The 18,341-nt window shown below is 71.1% G+C and carries 16 protein-coding genes; 4 read left to right on the top strand and 12 right to left on the bottom strand.

The window, feature by feature from the left end:
- Window positions 1-255 precede the first annotated feature (255 nt).
- The 3 genes from ACIHAA_RS09405 (at window position 256) to ACIHAA_RS09415 (ending at window position 2,252) form a co-directional block, all read left to right on the top strand.
- The gene (locus ACIHAA_RS09405) at window positions 256-876 is read left to right on the top strand and encodes a DUF47 domain-containing protein (protein WP_399814830.1); all 621 of its coding nucleotides are present in this window, start codon (window positions 256-258) and stop codon (window positions 874-876) included.
- A gap of 7 nt (window positions 877-883) precedes the next feature.
- A complete protein-coding gene (locus ACIHAA_RS09410; protein ID WP_399814832.1) occupies window positions 884-1,882 on the top strand; it encodes an anion permease in 999 nt (332 codons plus the stop codon).
- A 169-nt stretch (window positions 1,883-2,051) separates the two neighbouring features.
- Window positions 2,052-2,252: a DUF5988 family protein gene (locus tag ACIHAA_RS09415; RefSeq protein WP_399814833.1), complete on the top strand. Its 201-nt coding sequence runs from the start codon at window positions 2,052-2,054 to the stop codon at window positions 2,250-2,252.
- Between the two features lie 103 nt (window positions 2,253-2,355).
- Here ACIHAA_RS09415 and pstB read toward each other — a convergent pair whose 3' ends face one another.
- The 12 genes from pstB to ACIHAA_RS09475 form a co-directional block, all read right to left on the bottom strand.
- Entirely contained in the window at window positions 2,356-3,132 is a 777-nt protein-coding gene (gene pstB, locus ACIHAA_RS09420; RefSeq protein ID WP_399814835.1) for a phosphate ABC transporter ATP-binding protein PstB, read from the bottom strand.
- A gap of 62 nt (window positions 3,133-3,194) precedes the next feature.
- Window positions 3,195-4,259 (bottom strand): phosphate ABC transporter permease PstA, encoded by a 1,065-nt coding sequence (gene pstA / locus ACIHAA_RS09425; protein ID WP_399814837.1) that lies wholly within the window; start codon window positions 4,257-4,259, stop codon window positions 3,195-3,197.
- On the bottom strand, window positions 4,256-5,263 hold the full coding sequence (gene pstC, locus ACIHAA_RS09430) for a phosphate ABC transporter permease subunit PstC (protein ID WP_399814839.1): 1,008 nt from the start codon (window positions 5,261-5,263) through the stop codon (window positions 4,256-4,258). The genes pstA and pstC overlap by 4 nt, the downstream gene beginning before the upstream one ends.
- A gap of 101 nt (window positions 5,264-5,364) precedes the next feature.
- Window positions 5,365-6,501, bottom strand: coding sequence for a phosphate ABC transporter substrate-binding protein PstS (pstS, locus tag ACIHAA_RS09435; RefSeq protein ID WP_399814841.1), 1,137 nt, complete (start codon window positions 6,499-6,501; stop codon window positions 5,365-5,367).
- Between the two features lie 324 nt (window positions 6,502-6,825).
- A complete protein-coding gene (locus ACIHAA_RS09440) occupies window positions 6,826-7,245 on the bottom strand; it encodes an NUDIX hydrolase (RefSeq protein ID WP_399814843.1) in 420 nt (139 codons plus the stop codon).
- 89 nt (window positions 7,246-7,334) lie between these two features.
- Window positions 7,335-8,402, bottom strand: coding sequence for a CHAD domain-containing protein (locus tag ACIHAA_RS09445; RefSeq protein WP_399814845.1), 1,068 nt, complete (start codon window positions 8,400-8,402; stop codon window positions 7,335-7,337).
- Window positions 8,383-10,800, bottom strand: a complete 2,418-nt coding sequence (locus ACIHAA_RS09450; protein WP_399814847.1) for an RNA degradosome polyphosphate kinase — start codon at window positions 10,798-10,800, stop codon at window positions 8,383-8,385. The genes ACIHAA_RS09445 and ACIHAA_RS09450 overlap by 20 nt, the downstream gene beginning before the upstream one ends.
- Before the next feature lie 335 nt (window positions 10,801-11,135).
- Window positions 11,136-12,074, bottom strand: a complete 939-nt coding sequence (gene mshD / locus ACIHAA_RS09455) for a mycothiol synthase (RefSeq protein WP_399814849.1) — start codon at window positions 12,072-12,074, stop codon at window positions 11,136-11,138.
- Between the two features lie 123 nt (window positions 12,075-12,197).
- Window positions 12,198-13,646, bottom strand: a complete 1,449-nt coding sequence (locus ACIHAA_RS09460; protein ID WP_399814851.1) for a sensor histidine kinase — start codon at window positions 13,644-13,646, stop codon at window positions 12,198-12,200.
- Window positions 13,643-14,374: a response regulator transcription factor gene (locus ACIHAA_RS09465; RefSeq protein WP_399814853.1), complete on the bottom strand. Its 732-nt coding sequence runs from the start codon at window positions 14,372-14,374 to the stop codon at window positions 13,643-13,645. Before ACIHAA_RS09465 ends, ACIHAA_RS09460 begins: the two co-directional genes overlap by 4 nt.
- A 173-nt stretch (window positions 14,375-14,547) precedes the next feature.
- The gene (locus ACIHAA_RS09470; RefSeq protein WP_399814855.1) at window positions 14,548-14,844 is read right to left on the bottom strand and encodes a hypothetical protein; all 297 of its coding nucleotides are present in this window, start codon (window positions 14,842-14,844) and stop codon (window positions 14,548-14,550) included.
- Between the two features lie 40 nt (window positions 14,845-14,884).
- Complete coding sequence (locus tag ACIHAA_RS09475; RefSeq protein ID WP_399814857.1) at window positions 14,885-16,021, bottom strand: S1C family serine protease; 1,137 nt, start codon at window positions 16,019-16,021, stop codon at window positions 14,885-14,887.
- Between the two features lie 427 nt (window positions 16,022-16,448).
- On the opposite strand from ACIHAA_RS09475, the gene ACIHAA_RS09480 reads away from it, so the two are divergent.
- Complete coding sequence (locus tag ACIHAA_RS09480; RefSeq protein WP_399814860.1) at window positions 16,449-18,260, top strand: trypsin-like serine protease; 1,812 nt, start codon at window positions 16,449-16,451, stop codon at window positions 18,258-18,260.
- The last annotated feature ends 81 nt before the right edge of the window (window positions 18,261-18,341 follow it).

Below are 18,341 nucleotides of genomic sequence, written 5' to 3' on the forward strand. Positions count from 1 at the left end.
TCCGGACAAGGAGACCGCTGTGGCGAATCCTGCACTCCTCGGCACGGACAGATACCCCCGGTGGGTATATGGTAACGAACTTTGCTGGGTATGGAGCCCTTGGCCAGAGGCTTGACCACCCCGTTCCACCCCCGTAGCGCCCCCGTGCTGACCACTGTGTCCGATGGGCGACACTGGAGGACGGCCCCTTAGCCGTGGCCGGATGATGCGCCTAGCATCAGCCTGACCGAAACCGAAGCATCCCGAGGACCCCACGTGCGCTTTCGTCTGACCCCCAGGGAGACGAGCTTCTACGACATGTTCGCCGCGTCCGCGGACAACATCGTCACGGGCTCGAAACTCCTGATGGAACTGCTCGGGGCGGACGCCTCCGCCCGGGCCGAGATCGCGGAGCGTATGCGGGCAGCGGAACACGCCGGTGACGACGCCACCCATGCGATCTTCCACCAGCTGAACTCCTCGTTCATCACGCCGTTCGACCGCGAGGACATCTACTCCCTGGCCTCCTCCCTCGACGACATCATGGACTTCATGGAGGAGGCCGTCGACCTGGTCGTCCTCTACAACGTCGAGGAGCTGCCCAAGGGGGTCGAGCAGCAGATCGAGGTGCTGTCCCGGGCGGCCGAGCTCACGGCCGAGGCGATGCCGAACCTCCGCTCGATGGAGAACCTGACCGAGTACTGGATCGAGGTGAACCGGCTGGAGAACCAGGCGGACCAGATCCACCGCAAACTGCTCGCCCACCTGTTCAACGGCAAGTACGAAGCGATCGAGGTCCTGAAGCTCAAGCAGATCGTGGATGTGCTGGAGGAAGCGGCGGACGCGTTCGAACACGTGGCCAATACCGTGGAGACCATCGCGGTCAAGGAGTCCTGAGGCGTCCATGGACACCTTTGCTCTGATCCTCACCGTCCTGATCGCTCTCTTCTTCGCCTATACCAACGGCTTCCACGACTCGGCGAACGCCATCGCCACCTCGGTGTCGACCCGTGCGCTGACCCCCCGGGCCGCCCTCGCGATGGCGGCGGTGATGAACCTCGCCGGTGCGTTCCTCGGCAGCGGCGTGGCGAAGACGGTCAGCGAGGGCCTGATCCAGACGCCCACCGGCGGCAAGGGGATGGGCATCCTCTTCGCGGCCCTGCTCGGCGCCATCGTCTGGAACCTCACCACCTGGTACTTCGGACTTCCCTCGTCCTCCTCGCACGCGCTGTTCGGCGGACTGGTCGGCGCGGCGCTGGCCGGCGGCACGCGGGTGTACTGGTCCGGGGTCATGGACAAGGTCGTCACGCCCATGTTCCTGTCCCCGATCGTGGGCCTGGTCGTCGGCTATCTGGTGATGGCCGCCATCATGTGGATCTTCCGCCGGACCAACCCGCACAAGGCGAAGCGGGGATTCCGCATAGCGCAGACCGTCTCGGCGGCCGGCATGGCGCTCGGCCACGGCCTCCAGGACGCCCAGAAGACCATGGGTGTCGTGGTGATGGCGCTGGTCATCGCCGATGTCCAGGGCTACGGCGACCCGATCCCGGTGTGGGTGAAGCTGGTCTCCGCGGCGATGCTCTCGCTGGGCACCTACGCGGGCGGCTGGCGGATCATGCGTACGCTCGGCCGGAAGATCATCGAGCTGGACCCGCCGCAGGGGTTCGCGGCGGAGACCACGGGCGCGTCGATCATGTTCGCCACGGCGTACCTGTTCCGTGCGCCGATCTCCACCACGCATGTCATCACCTCGGCGATCATGGGCGTGGGCGCGACCAAGCGGGTCAACGCCGTGCGCTGGGGTGTCGCCAAGAACATCGTCCTGGGCTGGTTCATCACCATGCCCGCGGCGGCCGCCGTGGCGGCCTGCGCCTTCTGGGTGATCAACCTGGCGTTTCTGTAGCCATCGGCCGGAAGGCCACTGACGAAACCTTTCACCACCCCATTCCGCACCCGGCGGGGCTCCTCGGAGCCGCCGGGCCCGGGATGGGGTGGTCCGCGTTGTGCTTGCCCCCGCCCGTTCGGGGGCCGCTTCGAGATGCGGGGTCCGGGGGCGTGAGAAGACTGGAGGTATGACTGTGAAGGCACTCCTCGAAGGCGGGCCGGACGATCTCGCGGGCAAGCTCGTGCCGATCGTGCCGCCCGGAAAAGAGCTGAAGATTCCGCACCGCGGCGGATACGAGCACTACCGGATGACGCCGCGCCATGAGAGCAGCGAGGAGGGGCAGGTCACCGTCTACCAGTGGTGGGAACGCACGGAAGTCGCCGAGTAGAAACGAACGGGCCCGCCCCCGGGAGCCAGGGGCGGGCCCTCTTCTACCTCGCGGTGGCACCGCCATGCAGCACCGCGAGGGGTCCTCGGAACGGAGTGACGGATCAGCCGAAGCGACCCGAGATGTAGTCCTCCGTGGCCTGGACGGACGGGTTGGAGAAGATCCGCTCCGTGTCGTCGATCTCGATCAGCCGGCCCGGCTGGCCCACGGCCGCCAGGTTGAAGAACGCCGTGCGGTCGGACACACGCGCCGCCTGCTGCATGTTGTGCGTCACGATGACGATCGTGAAGCGCTCCTTCAGCTCGCCGATCAGGTCCTCGATGGCGAGGGTGGAGATCGGGTCCAGGGCCGAGCAGGGCTCGTCCATCAGCAGGACCTTCGGCTCCACCGCGATCGCGCGGGCGATGCACAGACGCTGCTGCTGGCCGCCGGACAGGCCGGAGCCCGGCTTGTTCAGGCGGTCCTTGACCTCGTTCCAGAGGTTCGCGCCCTTGAGCGACCGCTCCACGACGTCGTTCAGTTCCGACTTCTTGTAGCTGCCGTTCAGCCGCAGGCCCGCCGCCACATTGTCGAAGATCGACATGGTGGGGAAGGGGTTCGGGCGCTGGAAGACCATGCCCACCTCGCGGCGGACGGAGACGGGGTCGACCCCGGTGCCGTACAGGTCCTCGTTGTCGAGCAGCACCTTGCCCTCGACGCGGCCGCCCGGCGTCACCTCGTGCATCCGGTTGAGCGTGCGCAGGAACGTCGACTTGCCGCAGCCCGAGGGGCCGATGAACGCCGTCACCGAACGCGGCTCGACGGACATCGAGATGTCCTCGATCGCCTTGTGGGAGCCGTAGTAGGCGGTGAGACCGCTTACGTCGATTCGCTTGGCCATGACTACTTCACTTCCAGTATCAGTCGCTGTGGCCCCGAGCGGCGGAGCCGGACATCGTCGCCTCAGCGACCGGTCTTCGGGGCCTTCCAGCGGGCGATGCCGCGGGCCACCAGATTGAGAATCATCACGAAGGCGATCAGGGCGAGCGCCGCCGCCCAGGCCCGGTCGTAGGCCGCGCCGGAACCGGCGCTGTTCGCGTACTGCTGGTAGATGTACAGCGGCAGCGAGGCCTGCGGGTCCTGGAACGGGTTGCTGTTGATGAAGTTGGTGCCCCACACCAGCAGCAGCACCGGCGCGGTCTCGCCGGTGATACGCGCGATCGCGAGCATCACACCCGTGGTGATACCGCCGATCGAGGTCGGCAGGACCACCTTGAGGATGGTGCGCCACTTCGGGATGCCCAGCGCGAGGGAGGCCTCGCGCAGCTCGTTCGGGACGAGCTTGAGCATCTCCTCGGTGGAGCGGACCACGACGGGCATCATCAGGATCGCCAGGGCCAGCGAACCGGCGAAGCCGGAGTAGCCCATCTTCAGAATGAGGATCCAGAAGCTGAGGACGAACAGACCGGCGACGATCGACGGGATACCCGTCATGACGTCGACGAAGAAGGTGATGGCGCGGGAGAGCCCGCCGCGGCCGTACTCCACCAGGTAGACGGCGGTGAGCACACCGACCGGCACGGCGATCACCGTGGCCAGGCCGACCTGCTCCAGCGTGCCGAGGATGGCGTGGTAGATACCGCCGCCGGTCTCGGTGTCGGCGACCACACCCATCGAGTGGGTGAGGAAGTAGGGGTCGAAGACCTTCACACCGCGCTTGACGGTCTCCCAGATGAGGGAGGCCAGCGGGATGACCGCGAGGAGGAAGCAGACCCAGACCAGGCTGGTCGCGATCCGGTCCTTGGCCTGGCGGCGGCCCTCGACGCGGGCCGCGATGGCGTAGGTGCCGACGACGTACAGCACCGCGGCCATCAGGGCCCACTGGATGCTGCTGCCGAGATCGGCGGCCGCGCTGATGCCCAGGCCCACGGCGATCGAGCCCGCACCGATCGCCAGGGGCGACCACGTCGGCAGGCTGGCGCCGCGCAAGGTGTTCGGACGCTTGTCGGTGACGGCTGCGGTGCTCATGCGTTGGCCCCCGAGTACTCCTTGCGGCGGGCGATGATCACGCGGGCCGCGCCGTTGACCAGCAGGGTGATGACGAAGAGGACAAGACCGGAGGCGATGAGGGCGTCCCGGCCCTGGTCGGTGGCCTCGCCGAACTTGCTGGCGATGTTCTGGGCGAAGGTGCCGCCGCCCGGGTCCAGCAGGCTGGCCTGGATGCCGAAGGTCGGCGAGAGGACCGTGGCGACGGCCATCGTCTCGCCGAGCGCACGGCCGAGGCCGAGCATCGAGGCGGAGATCACGCCGGAGCGGCCGAAGGGCAGGACGGCCATGCGGACGACCTCCCAGCGGGTGGCGCCCAGGGCGAGGGCCGCCTCCTCGTGCATCTGCGGGACCTGCCGGAAGACCTCGCGGCTCACATTGGTGATGATCGGGAGGATCATGATCGCGAGCAGCACGCCGACGGTGAGCAGGGAGCGAGGGGCGCCGCCCTGCCAGGAGAAGATGCCGGTCCAGCCGAGGTAGTCGTTCAGCCAGCCGAAGAGGCCGTCCATCTGCGGTACGAGGACGAGCGCGCCCCACAGGCCGTAGACGATGGAGGGCACGGCGGCGAGCAGGTCGATCACATAGGCGATGGGCCCGGCCAGCCTGCGCGGCGCGTAGTGCGTGAGGAAGAGCGCGATACCGACTGCGACCGGGACCGCGAGGGCCATGGCGATGATCGAGGAGACGACCGTGCCGAAGGCCAGGACCGCGATGCCGAAGACCGGCGGGGTCACGTTGGTGTTCCACTCGAAGGTGGTGAGGAAGTTCCCGTGGTCGTTGCCGATCGCGACGGTCGCACGGTAGGTGAGGAAGACCGCGATCGCGGCCATGATCACCAGAAGGAAGATGCCGGACCCGCGGGACAGACCGAGGAAGATCCGGTCTCCGGGGCGGGTGGCGCCGCGGCTGACGCGCTGGTGCGCGGCCGCGGAAGTCTGCGGGGCGGGCGGAGGCGCCTCTGTGCTCTGTGTGGTGGTGTCCATCAGGATCTCCGGTCTGCGGAGCCGTGGCGGGTGGCGGCTCCAGGCGGCGGTGCACCGGACGGTGCGGCCCGCTCCCGTCGGGGAGCGGGCCGCACATCGGGTCAGCTCAGGCTCGAGACGGTCTCGCGAACCTTGGAGATGATCTCGGCGGGGATCGGCGCGTACTTCGCCTCGGCCAGCTGGTTCTGGCCGTCCTCCGACGCGATGTACGTGAGGAAGGACTTCACGGCCGGCAGGGTGTCGGCCTTGTTGCCCTTGTCGCAGGCGATCTCGTAGGTCACCAGGGTCAGCGGGTAGGCGCCTTCCTCGGTGGGCTGGTAGTTCAGCTTCAGCGCCATGTCCTTGCCGGTGCCGGCGACCTGGGCGGAGGCGATGGCCTTGGTGGCGTTCTCCACGGTGGCCTTGGCCGGGGTGGCGGCGCCGGTCTTGAGGTCGACCGTCTTGATGCCGTCGGCGGCGTAGGACAGCTCGAAGTAGGAGATCGAACCCGAGGTCTGCTTGACCTGCTGGGCCAGACCGGCGGAGCCCTGCGCGGACTGGCCGCCCTTGGCCTGCCAGGCCTTGCCGCCCGAGTAGGGCCAGTCGCTCTTGGCGGTGGCGATCAGGTACTTGGTGAAGTTGTCCGTGGTGCCGGACTCGTCCGAGCGGTGGAACGCCTGGATCTTGAGGTCGGGCAGCTTGGCGCTCGGGTTGAGCTTCTTGATCGCCGCGTCGTTCCACTTGACGATCTTGCCGTCGAAGATCTTGGCGATCGTCGACGGGTCGAGGACCAGGCTGTCCACGCCGGGCACGTTGAAGCCGACCGCGATCGGGCCGCCGACCATCGGCAGGTCGATGGCCTTGCCGCCGCCGGTGCAGACCTTGCTGGACTGGGCGACGTCGTCGGGCTTCAGCGCCGAGTCGGAGCCGGCGAACGCGGTCTGGCCGCCGAGGAACGCCGTGACACCGGCACCCGAACCCGTCGGGTTGTAGTTGATCTGCACGTCGTGGCAGGCCTGGGTGTACTGCTTGACCCACGCGTCGATCGCGTTCTTCTGAGCGGAAGAGCCGGAGGCCTGGAGCTGGCCCTTGGCGTTGTCGCACTTGATGGACGACGCGTTGGACGCCGAGGCGGAGCTGCCGCCGCTGCTGTCCTTGCCCGTGTCGTCGGAGCCGCACGCCGTCAGGGCCAGGGCGCCGGAGACGGCGACAGCACCGAGAGCAAGGGCGCGAAGCCGGTTCTTGCGCTGAAGCATCACTTTCGGAAGTTCCTTCCAGGAGCCGCCGTCGGTGGCGGCGTGCGAAGTGTGGTTCCCGTCTGGGCTGCTATGACGGGGAAGTGCGACAGCACGCCCCCTGCGCGCTTCGCACCTTGTACGGCTGAAATTAGGCAGAACAGGTGAAGCCGTCGATGGTCGAGAGTGAACGGGAGGTGAACCCCTGCGGTCGGTGTGGTTAGGTCACGGAACGCTTACGTCTCGGACACGAGGACATTCCGGCGACCGGCCCCGACCGCGGGCGTCTGGCCTGCGAGTTTCGGCCAGTGGCGGGATGTCTGCGGTGCGGTGCGGGGGCGCAGAGTACTACTCCCGGACGTCGGCCCCGGAGCCGCCGATGGCGGCCAGGGCCAGGGGGATCAGCTCCCGGTCCCGGTCATGGGTCAGGCGCTCGCGGGCCAGGCCGGGGGACAGCCAGACCAGCGCGCTCACCTCGGTGTTGGGGGAGAAGGCGCCGCCGGTCGACTCCGCCGCCCAGTACCTGACCTCCTTCTTCCGGCCCGTGTGGTCGACATAGCGGGCGGTCGGCAGGACCGATCCGAGGCGGCAGGTGTGGCCGGTCTCCTCCCGCACCTCGCGCAGGGCGGCCGCGGTGGCGGTCTCGCCCTTCTTGAGCTTCCCCTTGGGCCACGACCAGTCGGACCACTTGGGCCGGAAGACCAGGGCCAGCTCGACGCCGCCGGAGGAGGAGCGGCGCCAGAGCACACAGCCGGCCGCGCGAACCATGGGTTGCCTCCCTGCCTGCCCGGAGCCCGGGCGCCTTCAAGTGTGCGGGCGCCCACGCGATGCGGGCGCCCACGGCGTGCGGGCGGCGGCTACGGAGTGTGCACCGCCTGCTTCTGCCACGACTGCTGGAACGCGAAGCGGGCCGCCTCCACCTCGTGCCGCTGGTCGGCGTGGAGCACGCCCAGCGCGTACGCCGTCGCCGGGGCGATCCGCGGGGTGCGCGCCGCCGCCGCCGCGGCCGCGGCGGCCTCCGAGGCGTCCCGGTGCCGGTTCAGGGCCTCGCCCGCCGTCAGCAGCCGTACGTCGACGGGCGCGTCCTGCCCGCAGAGCACCTCCTGGGCGTAGCGGTGCAGCCGCAGCAGCAGCCGGACCTGGTGCCAGGGGCCGTCCTGCGGATGCGGGGCCGGATCGGGGGAGAGCCCGTGGACCAGGGCCTCCGCGTTGTACGGGTGGCCCGCGGTGACCAGCGGGAGCGCCGCCACCGCGTCGCGCAGCCGCTCCTTGGCCGCGGCGGCCGGGAGGCGCAGATCGGCGGTGGTCGCGGCGGCCGTGAGCGGGACCTCGCTGGCGAGCACGGCGACGCTGTCCGCCACCGCGTGGAAGCGCCCGGAGCCCAGGGCCTGGAGGGCCGCGGAGTGGGCGCGGGTCCGGGCCAGGGTCAGCTGGCGCTCCAGCAGGGCGCCCGCCTTGGCCGCGCCGACGGTCAGATTGCCGCGCTCCGGGACACCGGGACGGCTGCGCGGCCCGGTGCCGGAATCCGCCGCGCCCCCCGTCGGCGCGGGGAAGGCCGTGGAGCCGGACAGCCGGTGCAGGGCGAGCAGCAGCCGCTCCAGCCGGGCCGCGTACGCGTGCTCCCGGGCCAGGGTGCCCGAGAGCCAGGCCAGTTCGGGGCGCATCCCCTCCGACCAGTCGGTGTCCAGCAGCGGACGGAAGGTGTGCAGGGTGCCGCTGATGCGGCGGGCCGAGCGGCGCAGGGCGAGCGCCGCGTCGCCGGAGTCCTCCGTGCCGTTCGCGGCACCGGTCTCCCGGTGCTGCCGCAGCGAGCGGAGGAACTCCGTTGCCTGGCCCCGCAGATAGCCCGCGAGGGCGTCCCCGGTGGGCCCGGCCGTGGGGTCGGCCGTGGGGTCGGTGGGGGGATCAAGGTGTTGCTGTGCCACGCCGGCGCCTCCGGGCGTCTATGAGCATCTCCTGGATGTTCCGCAGGGGCTGGCCGTCCGCGTCGGTCGCGTGCCGGGTCCACTCGCCGTCCGGGCCCAGGTGCCAGGAGGCCGTGGTGTCGGACATACCGGTCTCCAGGAGCCGGTTGAGGGCCGCGCGGTGCGCCGGGTCGGTGACCCTGACAAGTGCTTCGATGCGGCGGTCGAGGTTGCGGTGCATCATGTCGGCACTGCCGATCCACACCTCGGGCTCGCCGCCGTTTCCGAACATGAAGACCCGCGAGTGTTCGAGGAAACGGCCGAGGATGGAGCGCACCCGTATGTTCTCCGACAGGCCGGTGACGCCGGGGCGCAGCGCGCAGATGCCGCGCACCCACACATCGACCGGGACGCCCGCCTGCGACGCGCGGTAGAGGGCGTCGATGACCGCCTCGTCCACCATCGAGTTGACCTTGATGCGGACGCACGCGGGCCGCCCGGCCCGGTGGTGCTGGATCTCCTTGTCGATCCGGGAGACCAGGCCGTCGCGCAGGGACTTGGGGGCGACCAGCAGCCTGCGGTAGGTCTCGCGGCGGGAGTAGCCCGAGAGCCGGTTGAAGAGGTCGGACAGGTCGGCGCCGACCTGGGGGTCCGCGGTCAGCAGCCCCAGGTCCTCGTACAGGCGTGCGGTCTTCGGGTGGTAGTTGCCCGTGCCGACATGGCTGTAGCGGCGGAGCGTGTCGCCCTCCTGCCGCACCACCAGGGAGAGCTTGCAGTGCGTCTTCAGGCCGACGAGCCCGTAGACCACATGGCAGCCCGCCTCCTCCAGCTTGCGGGCCCACTTGATGTTGGCCTGCTCGTCGAAGCGGGCCTTGATCTCGACCAGCACCAGGACCTGCTTGCCGGACTCGGCCGCGTCGATCAGCGCGTCCACGATCGGCGAGGTCTCCGAGGTCCGGTACAGGGTCTGCTTGATGGCGAGCACGTCCGGGTCGCTCGCCGCCTGCTCCAGGAAGGCCTGCACCGAGGTGGAGAAGCTGTCGTACGGGTGGTGCAGCAGGACGTCCCGCTCCCGCAGCGCCGCGAAGATGTCGGGCGCGGACGCCGACTCGACCTCCGCGAGGTCGCGGTGGGTGCCCGCGACGTACTTCGGGTACTTCAGCTCCGGCCGGTCGAGGTTGGCGATGCCGAAGAGGCCCGTCAGGTCCAGGGGACCCGGCAGCGGGTACACCTCGGCCTCGGAGATCTTCAGCTCCCGCACCAGCAGGTCCAGCACATAGCGGTCGATGGACTCCTCGACCTCCAGGCGCACCGGGGGCCCGAAGCGGCGCCGCATCAGCTCCTTCTCCAGGGCCTGGAGCAGGTTCTCGGTGTCGTCCTCCTCGACCTCGAGGTCCTCGTTGCGGGTTATCCGGAAGGTGTGGTGCTCCAGCACCTCCATGCCCGGGAACAGCTCCTCCAGATGCGCGGCGATGACGTCCTCGATGGGGACGTAGCGCTGCGGGGAGGCCTCCAGGAAGCGCGAGAGCAGCGGCGGCACCTTGACGCGGGCGAAGTGGCGGTGGCCGGAGACCGGGTTGCGCACCACGACCGCGAGGTTGAGCGAGAGTCCCGAGATGTACGGGAAGGGGTGCGCGGGGTCCACGGCCAGCGGTGTGAGCACGGGGAAGATCTGGTGCCGGAAGAGCGTGAACAGGCGGGCCTGCTCCTTGTCGGTCAGCTCGCTCCAGCGGACCAGGTGGATGCCCTCCTCCGCGAGCGCGGGGGCGACGTCCTCCTGGAAGCAGGCCGCGTGCCGGGCCATCAGCTCCCGGGAGCGGGCCCAGATCATCTCCAGCACCTCGCGGGGCTGGAGGCCGGACGCGGACCGGGTGGCGACACCGGTGGCGATACGGCGCTTCAGACCGGCCACCCGGACCATGAAGAACTCGTCCAGGTTACTGGCGAAGATCGCCAGGAACTTCGTGCGCTCCAGCAGGGGCGTCTCCGGGTCCTCGGCCAGCTCCAGCACGCGCTCGTTGAACTGGAGCCAGCTGCGTTCCCGGTCGAGGAAGCGGCCCTGCGGCAGCTGGCCGCCCTCGCGGCCCTCCTCGTAGGCGTCGAGGTCGGCGTCGAGGTCGGGTTCGAGTTCGGAGACCGTCGCAGCCACGGTGTGCGGGCGGTGCGCGGCGATGGAGCCCACGGAGGGCTGCTGGTTCTGCACGGTCGCGCTACCCGAGGGCTCGCCCTCACGGGGGGTGGAGGGGGACGGGTGGGCCGCTGCCTGGGCATTCTGCTGGCTCATGGACCCATTCTTCCGCGCCGACCGGGTGACGGGCGCGTCGGAGAGAACGGGCACCGGCGCGGAGACCGGACGCCCGCGCTCCGCACCGGCCCCCCGGCGAGGGGGCCCCGAAGGCTCTGGCACGACGGCGTTCATTGACCGAGCGTCGCAAGTCCGTCTGAATCAATGGTTACGGCGACATGACGTGCGGGATAGCGAGGGGAGGCTCGCGGACGTCTACCGGGGGCGCGGCGGCGTACAAGGGGGCTGGAGGGGGCGCGGGCGGGCCGGGGGGACCCCTCGGGCGGGGAGGCACGTGCGGCCGGGGCGGCTCCGGAGGACCGGTGCGCAGGGGGTGTGACGTCGCGTGCGCGGTGCGTGGCCGAGGGTGCCCCGGTCCGCCCGGTCCGGTCACTCCCGTCCGCCCGGTCCCCGTCGCTCCCGCCCGGCCCCTCAGGTCCCGCTGCGGCCCCTCAGGCCTCGGTCCGGCCTCAGGTCTCGGTGCGGTACATCAGGTCCGTCTCGTAGGTGCTGAAGCCCAGGCGTTCGTACACGGCGAGGGCGGCCGCGTTGTCCGCGTCGACGTAGAGCATGGCGGTCGGCAGGCCCTGGGCGGTGAGGTGCCGCAGGCCGATCGCGGTGAGGGCGCGGCCGAGGCCGCCGCCCTGGGCGCCGGGCCGGACCCCGAGGACGTAGACCTCGCCGAGCTGCTCCTCCGCGTGGACCTTGGTCCAGTGGAAGCCGATGAGTTCGGGGCCGTCCTCGCCCTCCCGTTCGGCGAGGAAGAAGCCCTGCGGGTCGAACCAGGGCTCGGCCTTGCGGTCGTCGAGGTCGCGCTGGGTGAGGGAGCCCTGCTCGGGGTGGTGGGCGAAGGCCGCCGCGTTGACGGCGAGCCAGGCCGTGTCGTCCCGGCCGGGCTCGAAGGCGCGCACGGTGACACCGTCGGGGAGCTTCGGCTCGGACACCTCCAGCTCGTCCAACGGGCGGCGCAGCTGGCGCAGTTCGCGGAACAGGGTGAGGCCGAGGACCTGGGCGAGGTGCCGGGCGGCGGAGTGCCCGCCGTGTGCCCACACCCGCAGCCGCTTCCCGGAGGCGGCGAGGAGGGCGGAGCCCAGCGCGCGGCCGTGTCCGTGGCCGCGGTGCGAGGGGTGGACGACGAGTTCGGCGGCCGGGGCCTCCACCGGGTCGGTGTCCTCCAGCTGGGCGTACCCGACGAGGCTCTCGCCGACCGTGAGCAGCAGATGGGAGACGCCCTCGCGCTCCCCGCCCCGCAGTTGCAGCCGCCCCTGTTCGGACACCGCCTGCTGTCCGTCGACCCGGGCGGCGTCGGCGAGCAGGTCCAGCACGGCGTCGGCCTGTGCGGGCGAGAGCGCGGTGACGGTCTCGATGGAGCGGGTCAGGGCCGTACGGGCGGTGTCGTCGCTGGTCATGGATACGAGGGTAAGGCGCGGGCCGAGAGGAGGGGAGGAGGCTTCCGGGACCGGGTCCCAAGAGGCCCGCCTCCGGCGCCCGGCGTCCGGGGCACCGTGTTCGGGCGCCCGGCGCCCGGGCCGTTACTCCCCCGGTGCCGGAGGCGGTGGTGTCGGGGCGCCCGGCAGGCGCAGGGTGGCCACCGTGCCGCCGCCCCGGGCCGGGCGCAGGCTCACCTCGCCGCCCGCCTGCTGGACCGTGCGGGCCACGATGGACAGGCCGAGGCCCGAGCCGGGCAGCGCGCGGGCGGAGGGGGAGCGCCAGAAGCGGTCGAAGACATGCGGGAGTTCCTCGGCGGGGATGCCGGGGCCGTGGTCGCGGACCGTCAGGACACCGCTGTTGAGGGCGACGTCGATCTCCCCGCCGTCGGGGCTGAACTTCACCGCGTTGTCGAGGATGTTCACGACCGCCCGCTCCAGTGCGGACGGCTCCGCCCGTACGTACCAGGGTTCCAGGTCCGCCGTGATGGTGAGTTCGGGGCCGCGCAGCCGGGCCCGGCGCAGCGCCGCCTCGACGGTGTCCTGCAACTCCACCACCTGGGTCTTGCCCGCGTGCAGGCCCTTCTCGGGGCGGGACAGCTCCTGGAGGTCGCCGATCAGTGCGGCCAGTTCGGTCATCTGGGCCTTCACCGAGTCCAGCAGGGCCTTGCGGTCCGCCGCGGGGAGCGGGCGGCCGGTCTCCTCGCTGCGGGTGAGGAGCTCGATGTTGGTGCGCAGGGAGGTGAGCGGGGTGCGCAGCTCGTGGCCCGCGTCGGCGATCAGCTGCTGCTGGAGTTCGTGGGAGCTGGCGAGCGCCGAGGTCATCGAGTTGAAGGAGCGGGACAGCCGGGCGATCTCGTCCTCGCTGTGCTCGTCCACCGGGATCCGGGTGGTCAGGTCCTCGGTGCGGGCGATGTGCTCGACCGCCTCCGTCAGCTTGTCGACGGGGCGCAGACCCGCGCGGGCCACGGCGAGGCCGACGGCACCGGCGCCCACGACACCGAGGCCGGACACGATGAGCAGGATGACCGCGAGGTCGCTGAGCGTCTTGTCGGTGTCCTTCAGCGGGTACGCCAGGGTGAGGGCGTAGCCCGGGTAGAGGGTCGGGCCCCCCGGGCCGTCGCTGAGCAGCGGGGTGGTCAGCACCCGCACCGGGTCGCCCTTGCCGTCGACGCTGTTGTGGAGGATGCCGTGGGTGGGGTTCCGGGCGATCTCGGTGTCGCCGTGGCCGATCTTGACCATGCCGGCCGAGTTCGGATACACGCAGACCTGGCCGTCGGCGTTGACCACCTGGGTGTAGTAGGTGCTCACCTCGGGGCCGCGGTCGTCCTGCGGGGAGGGCGTGGTCGTGCAGTCGGCAAGCACGCTCGCGAGGCCGCCCGGGCGCACCGGTGAGCTGGAACTCTTCAGGTCGTTGTCCACCTGCTCGTACAGCTTGCCCTGCACGATGAACCAGCAGCTCACCGACACCGCCGCCACCCCGAACGCGACCGCCGCCGCGACCAGCAGGGCGAGACGGGAGCGCAGCGGCAGGGCACGGAAGCGCTTGATCACTCGGCGCCGCCCTGCCGCAGGACATAGCCCACGCCGCGCACCGTGTGCACCAGCCGGGGTTCGCCCGCCGCCTCGGTCTTGCGCCGCAGGTACATCACATACACGTCGAGGGAGTTCGAGGACGGCTCGAAGTCGAAGCCCCAGACCGCCTTGAGGATCTGCTCCCGGGTCAGCACCTGGCGCGGGTGCGCCATGAACATCTCCAGGAGGGTGAACTCGGTCCGGGTCAGCTCCACCGGCCGCCCGCCCCGGGTGACCTCCCGGGTCGCCAGGTCCATCCGGAGGTCCGCGAAGGTGAGGGCCTCGTCCTCGGGGGCGCCCACCGCCGTGGCCGCGTACGAGCTGCGGCGGAGCAGGGCGCGGATCCGGGCGAACAGCTCGTCCAGCTCGAAGGGCTTGACCAGGTAGTCGTCGGCCCCGGCGTCCAGCCCGGTGACCCGGTCGCCGACCGTGTCGCGGGCCGTGAGCATCAGGATGGGGGTGGTGGTGCCCGCGCCGCGCATCCGGCGGGCGGCGGTGAGGCCGTCCATCCGCGGCATCTGGATGTCCAGGACGACCAGGTCGGGCCGGTAGGCGGTGGCCTTCTCCAGCGCGTCCGCGCCGTCCGAGGCGACCGCGGTGTCGTAGCCCTCGAAGGCCAGGCTGCGCTGGAGCGCCTCGCGGACCGCCGGCTCGTCGTCGACGATCAGGATGCGCTGGGGTTCACGGTCGCCTTCGGCGGGGCTCATGGATGCGGGGTTCCTCGGGGTGCGGCGGGACGGGGCGCGGGCTGAACGTCTTCAGCGTCGCACGTTTCCCGTGGCGGGGGCGGAAGGTTGTGGACGGGGGTCGGCGCCGGGGTCGCACCACGCCCGGAGGGCGGGTGCCCGGCGCCGTGGCGGGGGGCGGGCGGGGGAGCCGTTCAGCACATGGCCGAGGTGAGGCGGCTCAGCGGGACCTTGCGGCGGTGCGGGCGGGAGACGCTGGTGCGGCGCAGGCCCATCAGTTCGGGGACCGCCACCACCGGGGTCCGCGCGGCCGGGGCGCGCAGCTCGTACGCCCGGGAGGCGGGCGAGGCGGGAGCCACGACGGCGCGCAGCTCGTAGGCCTCCGGTGCGGGGGCCGCCGGGGTGTGGAGTTCGTGGGCCACGGCCAGGGCGATGCAGACCCGGGCGGGGGCGACAGGGGCGCTCGTCTCGTGCAGAACCTGCTTGATCATGTCGTGCTCCTTACCAGCCGTTGCCCCCCTGGGCGTCCGTTCAGCTCTGGGAGCCGGAGCGGAGGGTCGCCAGGTCGGACTTGACGGTGTTGATCGGGATGGCGAAGCCCAGGCCCACGCTGCCGGCGCTCGACGAGGTCGAGTCCGAAGCGGCCGAGTACATCGCCGAGTTGATGCCGATGACGTTGCCGTTCATGTCGATGAGGGCGCCGCCGGAGTTGCCCGGGTTGAGGGACGCGTCCGTCTGGATCGCCTTGTAGGTGGTGGTGGAGGACCCGGTGTCGCCGTTGAACTGGCGGCCGCCGAATTCGAAGGGCCACCGGTTGTCGCCGCTGCCCTGGCCCTGGTTCTCGTCGGTCGAGACGGTGACGTCGCGGTTGAGGGACGAGACGATGCCGCTGGTGACCGTGCCGGACAGGCCCTCGGGGGAGCCGATCGCCACGACCTGGTCGCCGACCTGGATGCCGTCGGAGTTGCCGAGGGTGGCCGCCTTCAGACCGGCGGCGCCGTCGACCTTCACCAGGGCGAGGTCCTTCTTGCTGTCGGTGCCGACGAGCTTGGCGGTGTAGGACTTGCCGTCGCTGGTGGTCGCCTTGATCGAGGAGGCGCCCGCGATGACGTGGTTGTTGGTGACGATCTCGCCGTCGCCGGTGACGATCACACCGGATCCGGTGGACTCCCCGGAGGAGGAGGTGGCGCTGATCTCCACGATGCTCGGGCTGACCGCGGCGGCGACTCCCGCGACGGTGCCCCGCTTGCTCGACGGCACCACATTGGTGCTGGTCGAGCTGGAGGAGACGGTGCTCTTGCCGGTCAGTTCCTGGATGCCGTAGGCCGTGCCGCCGCCTATGGCCGCGGCGACGATCGCCACGGCGGCGAGGAGTGCGAGCGGTCCCCTGGTGCGCCGCTTCGGCTCGGGCGAGCCGGGGTCGGTTCCGGGGGTGGTGGTGCCCGCGCCGCTGCCGTCGCCCGCCCCCTGCCAGGAGGCGGCCGCCGCCGGGTGCGGCGCGGCCGGGTACCCCGGCTCGTACGCCGGCGGGGGCGGCCACTCCGGGTTCACCGGGGAAGCCACGTGCTGCCCGGGGTACGCGGGGTGCGGGGAGTGCAGGGAGCCGCCCTGCTGTCCGGCACCCTGGGGGTTCTCGTACTCGTCGCTGCGGCGGAAGCTCTCGGTCATGTAAGAGAGAGTGTCCCGCGATCATGAGAGCCACCTGAGTCGCCGCTGAGAAGCCCGACAGAACCTCGTATGCCGGATATAAGGACGCCCCCCGCGGGTGTCGTCCGAGGGCCCCCGGGAGCCCCGGAACCCTTGGCAGGACTGGGCGCGAGCGGCTTTGGGGACCCCTGGGGTGCCCGGGGCGAGGGAGGCGGGGGAAACATCCGGTTTCCGTGAGGTGAGGGCTCGGGGAGCCGGGGGCGAACACTTGTCTGAGCGCTGTGGGGGCCGTGTGACGGAAGGGCGCCCGAGGCTACGATCACGCCCACCGGAGGGGGGCTCCGCGGTTTCGCCCGACTGCGCCGCGCGGCTTTGTGCCGCGCCGCGTCGGGCCGTGCGTCGTACGCCCCTCCCGGGCCCTGTCTGCGACACACCCCAGGAGCCCTGAGTGATACGTGCCCTGCGCGGCCGCTGGAGACGCCCTGCCACGGCGCTCCCCGCGGCCGCCCTCGCGCTGGCCCTGACCGGCGCCGGCGCCCTGGCGGCCCAGTCGGCGTACGCCGCCGACGCACTCCCGAAGCCCGGCGCCCCGCAGCAGCGGACCGGAGCCCCCAAGCCCGGCGTCCCGCAGCAGCGGACCGGAGCCCCCAAGGCCGCCGCGTCCGCCGCGGAACTGCACGCCCGCCTGCTCAACGCGGCCCGGAAGCAGGCGGTCCTCAACAAGGAGGAGCAGCAGCGGGCCCCCGCCGCCGCGGGCACGGCCAAGCCGTCCCCGTTCATCATCGGCGGCACGGAGACGAGCATCGCCTCCGCGCCCTGGATGGTGCAGCTCGGCTACTACGACCCCGCCACCGACAAGGGCTACTTCTGCGGCGGCACCCTGGTCGCCCCGAACAAGGTCCTCACCGCCGCGCACTGTGTCGCGGGCCTGAACTGGGCCGCCAACGGCGTGGTGCGCTCCGGCTCCGCGGACCTCGACGGCGGCACCGCGGTGGGGGTGCTGCACCAGTGGAACCACCTCCACTACAGCCCCGGCACCCTCCAGAACGACATCGCCGTCCTCACCCTCGCCGCGCCGCTGGAGCAGCAGTGGCTGCGCCTGGCCGCGTCGAACGACAGCTCCCTCTACACCTCCGGCACCACCGCCACCGTCTACGGCTGGGGCCTGACCTCCGGTGCCGACGGCGCCGATCTGTCGGCCACCCTGCGCAAGGTGAGCCTGCCGCTGGTCCCCGACGCGACCTGCAACAGCGCGATGAAGTCGGTCATCGGCCAGGACTACTTCGCCGAGGGCTCGATGATCTGCGCGGGCACCCCGGCCACCGGCAGCGACGAGGGCACCAGGAGCACCTGCAACGGCGACTCCGGCGGGCCCCTGGTGGTGGGCGGGAAGATCGTCGGCGTGGTGTCCTGGGGCGTCCAGGGCTGCACGGCCAAGGGCGCCTACCCGGTCTTCACCAAGGTGTCCTCGTACACCTGGGCCGCCCAGCCGCGCATCGACGACACGGACCTGTCCTACGACGGCCGCGCCGACCTGCTGGCCCGCACCCCGTCCGGGGGCCTCTTCGAGCAGGACAGCCGGGGCACCTCGCTGGCGAGGCGCGCCTTTGCCAGCAGCGGCTGGCAGAACGCCGGTTGGGCCCTCCAGGCCGATCTGGACCGGGACTACTTCCAGGACGTGATCATCCGGGACAAGAACGACGGCAAGCTGTACCGCAGCTACTACGACCACACCGCCGGTGACTTCACCTGGATGCAGATCAGCTCGGTGTGGGGCGGCTACGCGTCCTACGCCGTCCCGGGCGACCTGACCGGCGACGCCCGCCCCGACCTGGTCGCGGTGGACACGGACGGCTCGGTGTACCTGTACCCGGGCAAGGGCAACGGCCAGTTCTACGGCCGCATCAAGGTGGTCGACCGGGCCTGGAAGGGCGTGAAGATCTTCGGCCGGGGCGACCTGTCCGGCGACGGCAAGGCCGATCTGCTGGCCCGTTCCACCGACGGCACCCTGTGGCTGTACCGGGGCACCCAGCAGGAGCACACCCCCTGGTCGGCCCGGATCAAGGCGCGCACGGGCTGGAACTTCACCGCGAACGCGGCCGACGGCGACATGACGGGCGACGGCATCGCCGACGTCCTCTCCCGCGACTCCGGCGGCACGCTGTGGCTCTACCCCGGCACCGGCAAGGCGTCCTCGTCCCTCTTCGGCTCGCGGATCAGCCTGGGCACCGGCTTCAACCAGTACAACCTGCTGTTCTGACCGGTCCGTTGCACCCGGTCGCATCCCGGTGCACGGAAGCGTCCCCAGGGCGCGGCCCGCGACGGCCCGTCGGCACCCGCC

It is taken from the genome of Streptomyces sp. NPDC052040 (genome assembly GCF_044548405.1).
GTDB lineage: Bacteria > Actinomycetota > Actinomycetes > Streptomycetales > Streptomycetaceae > Streptomyces.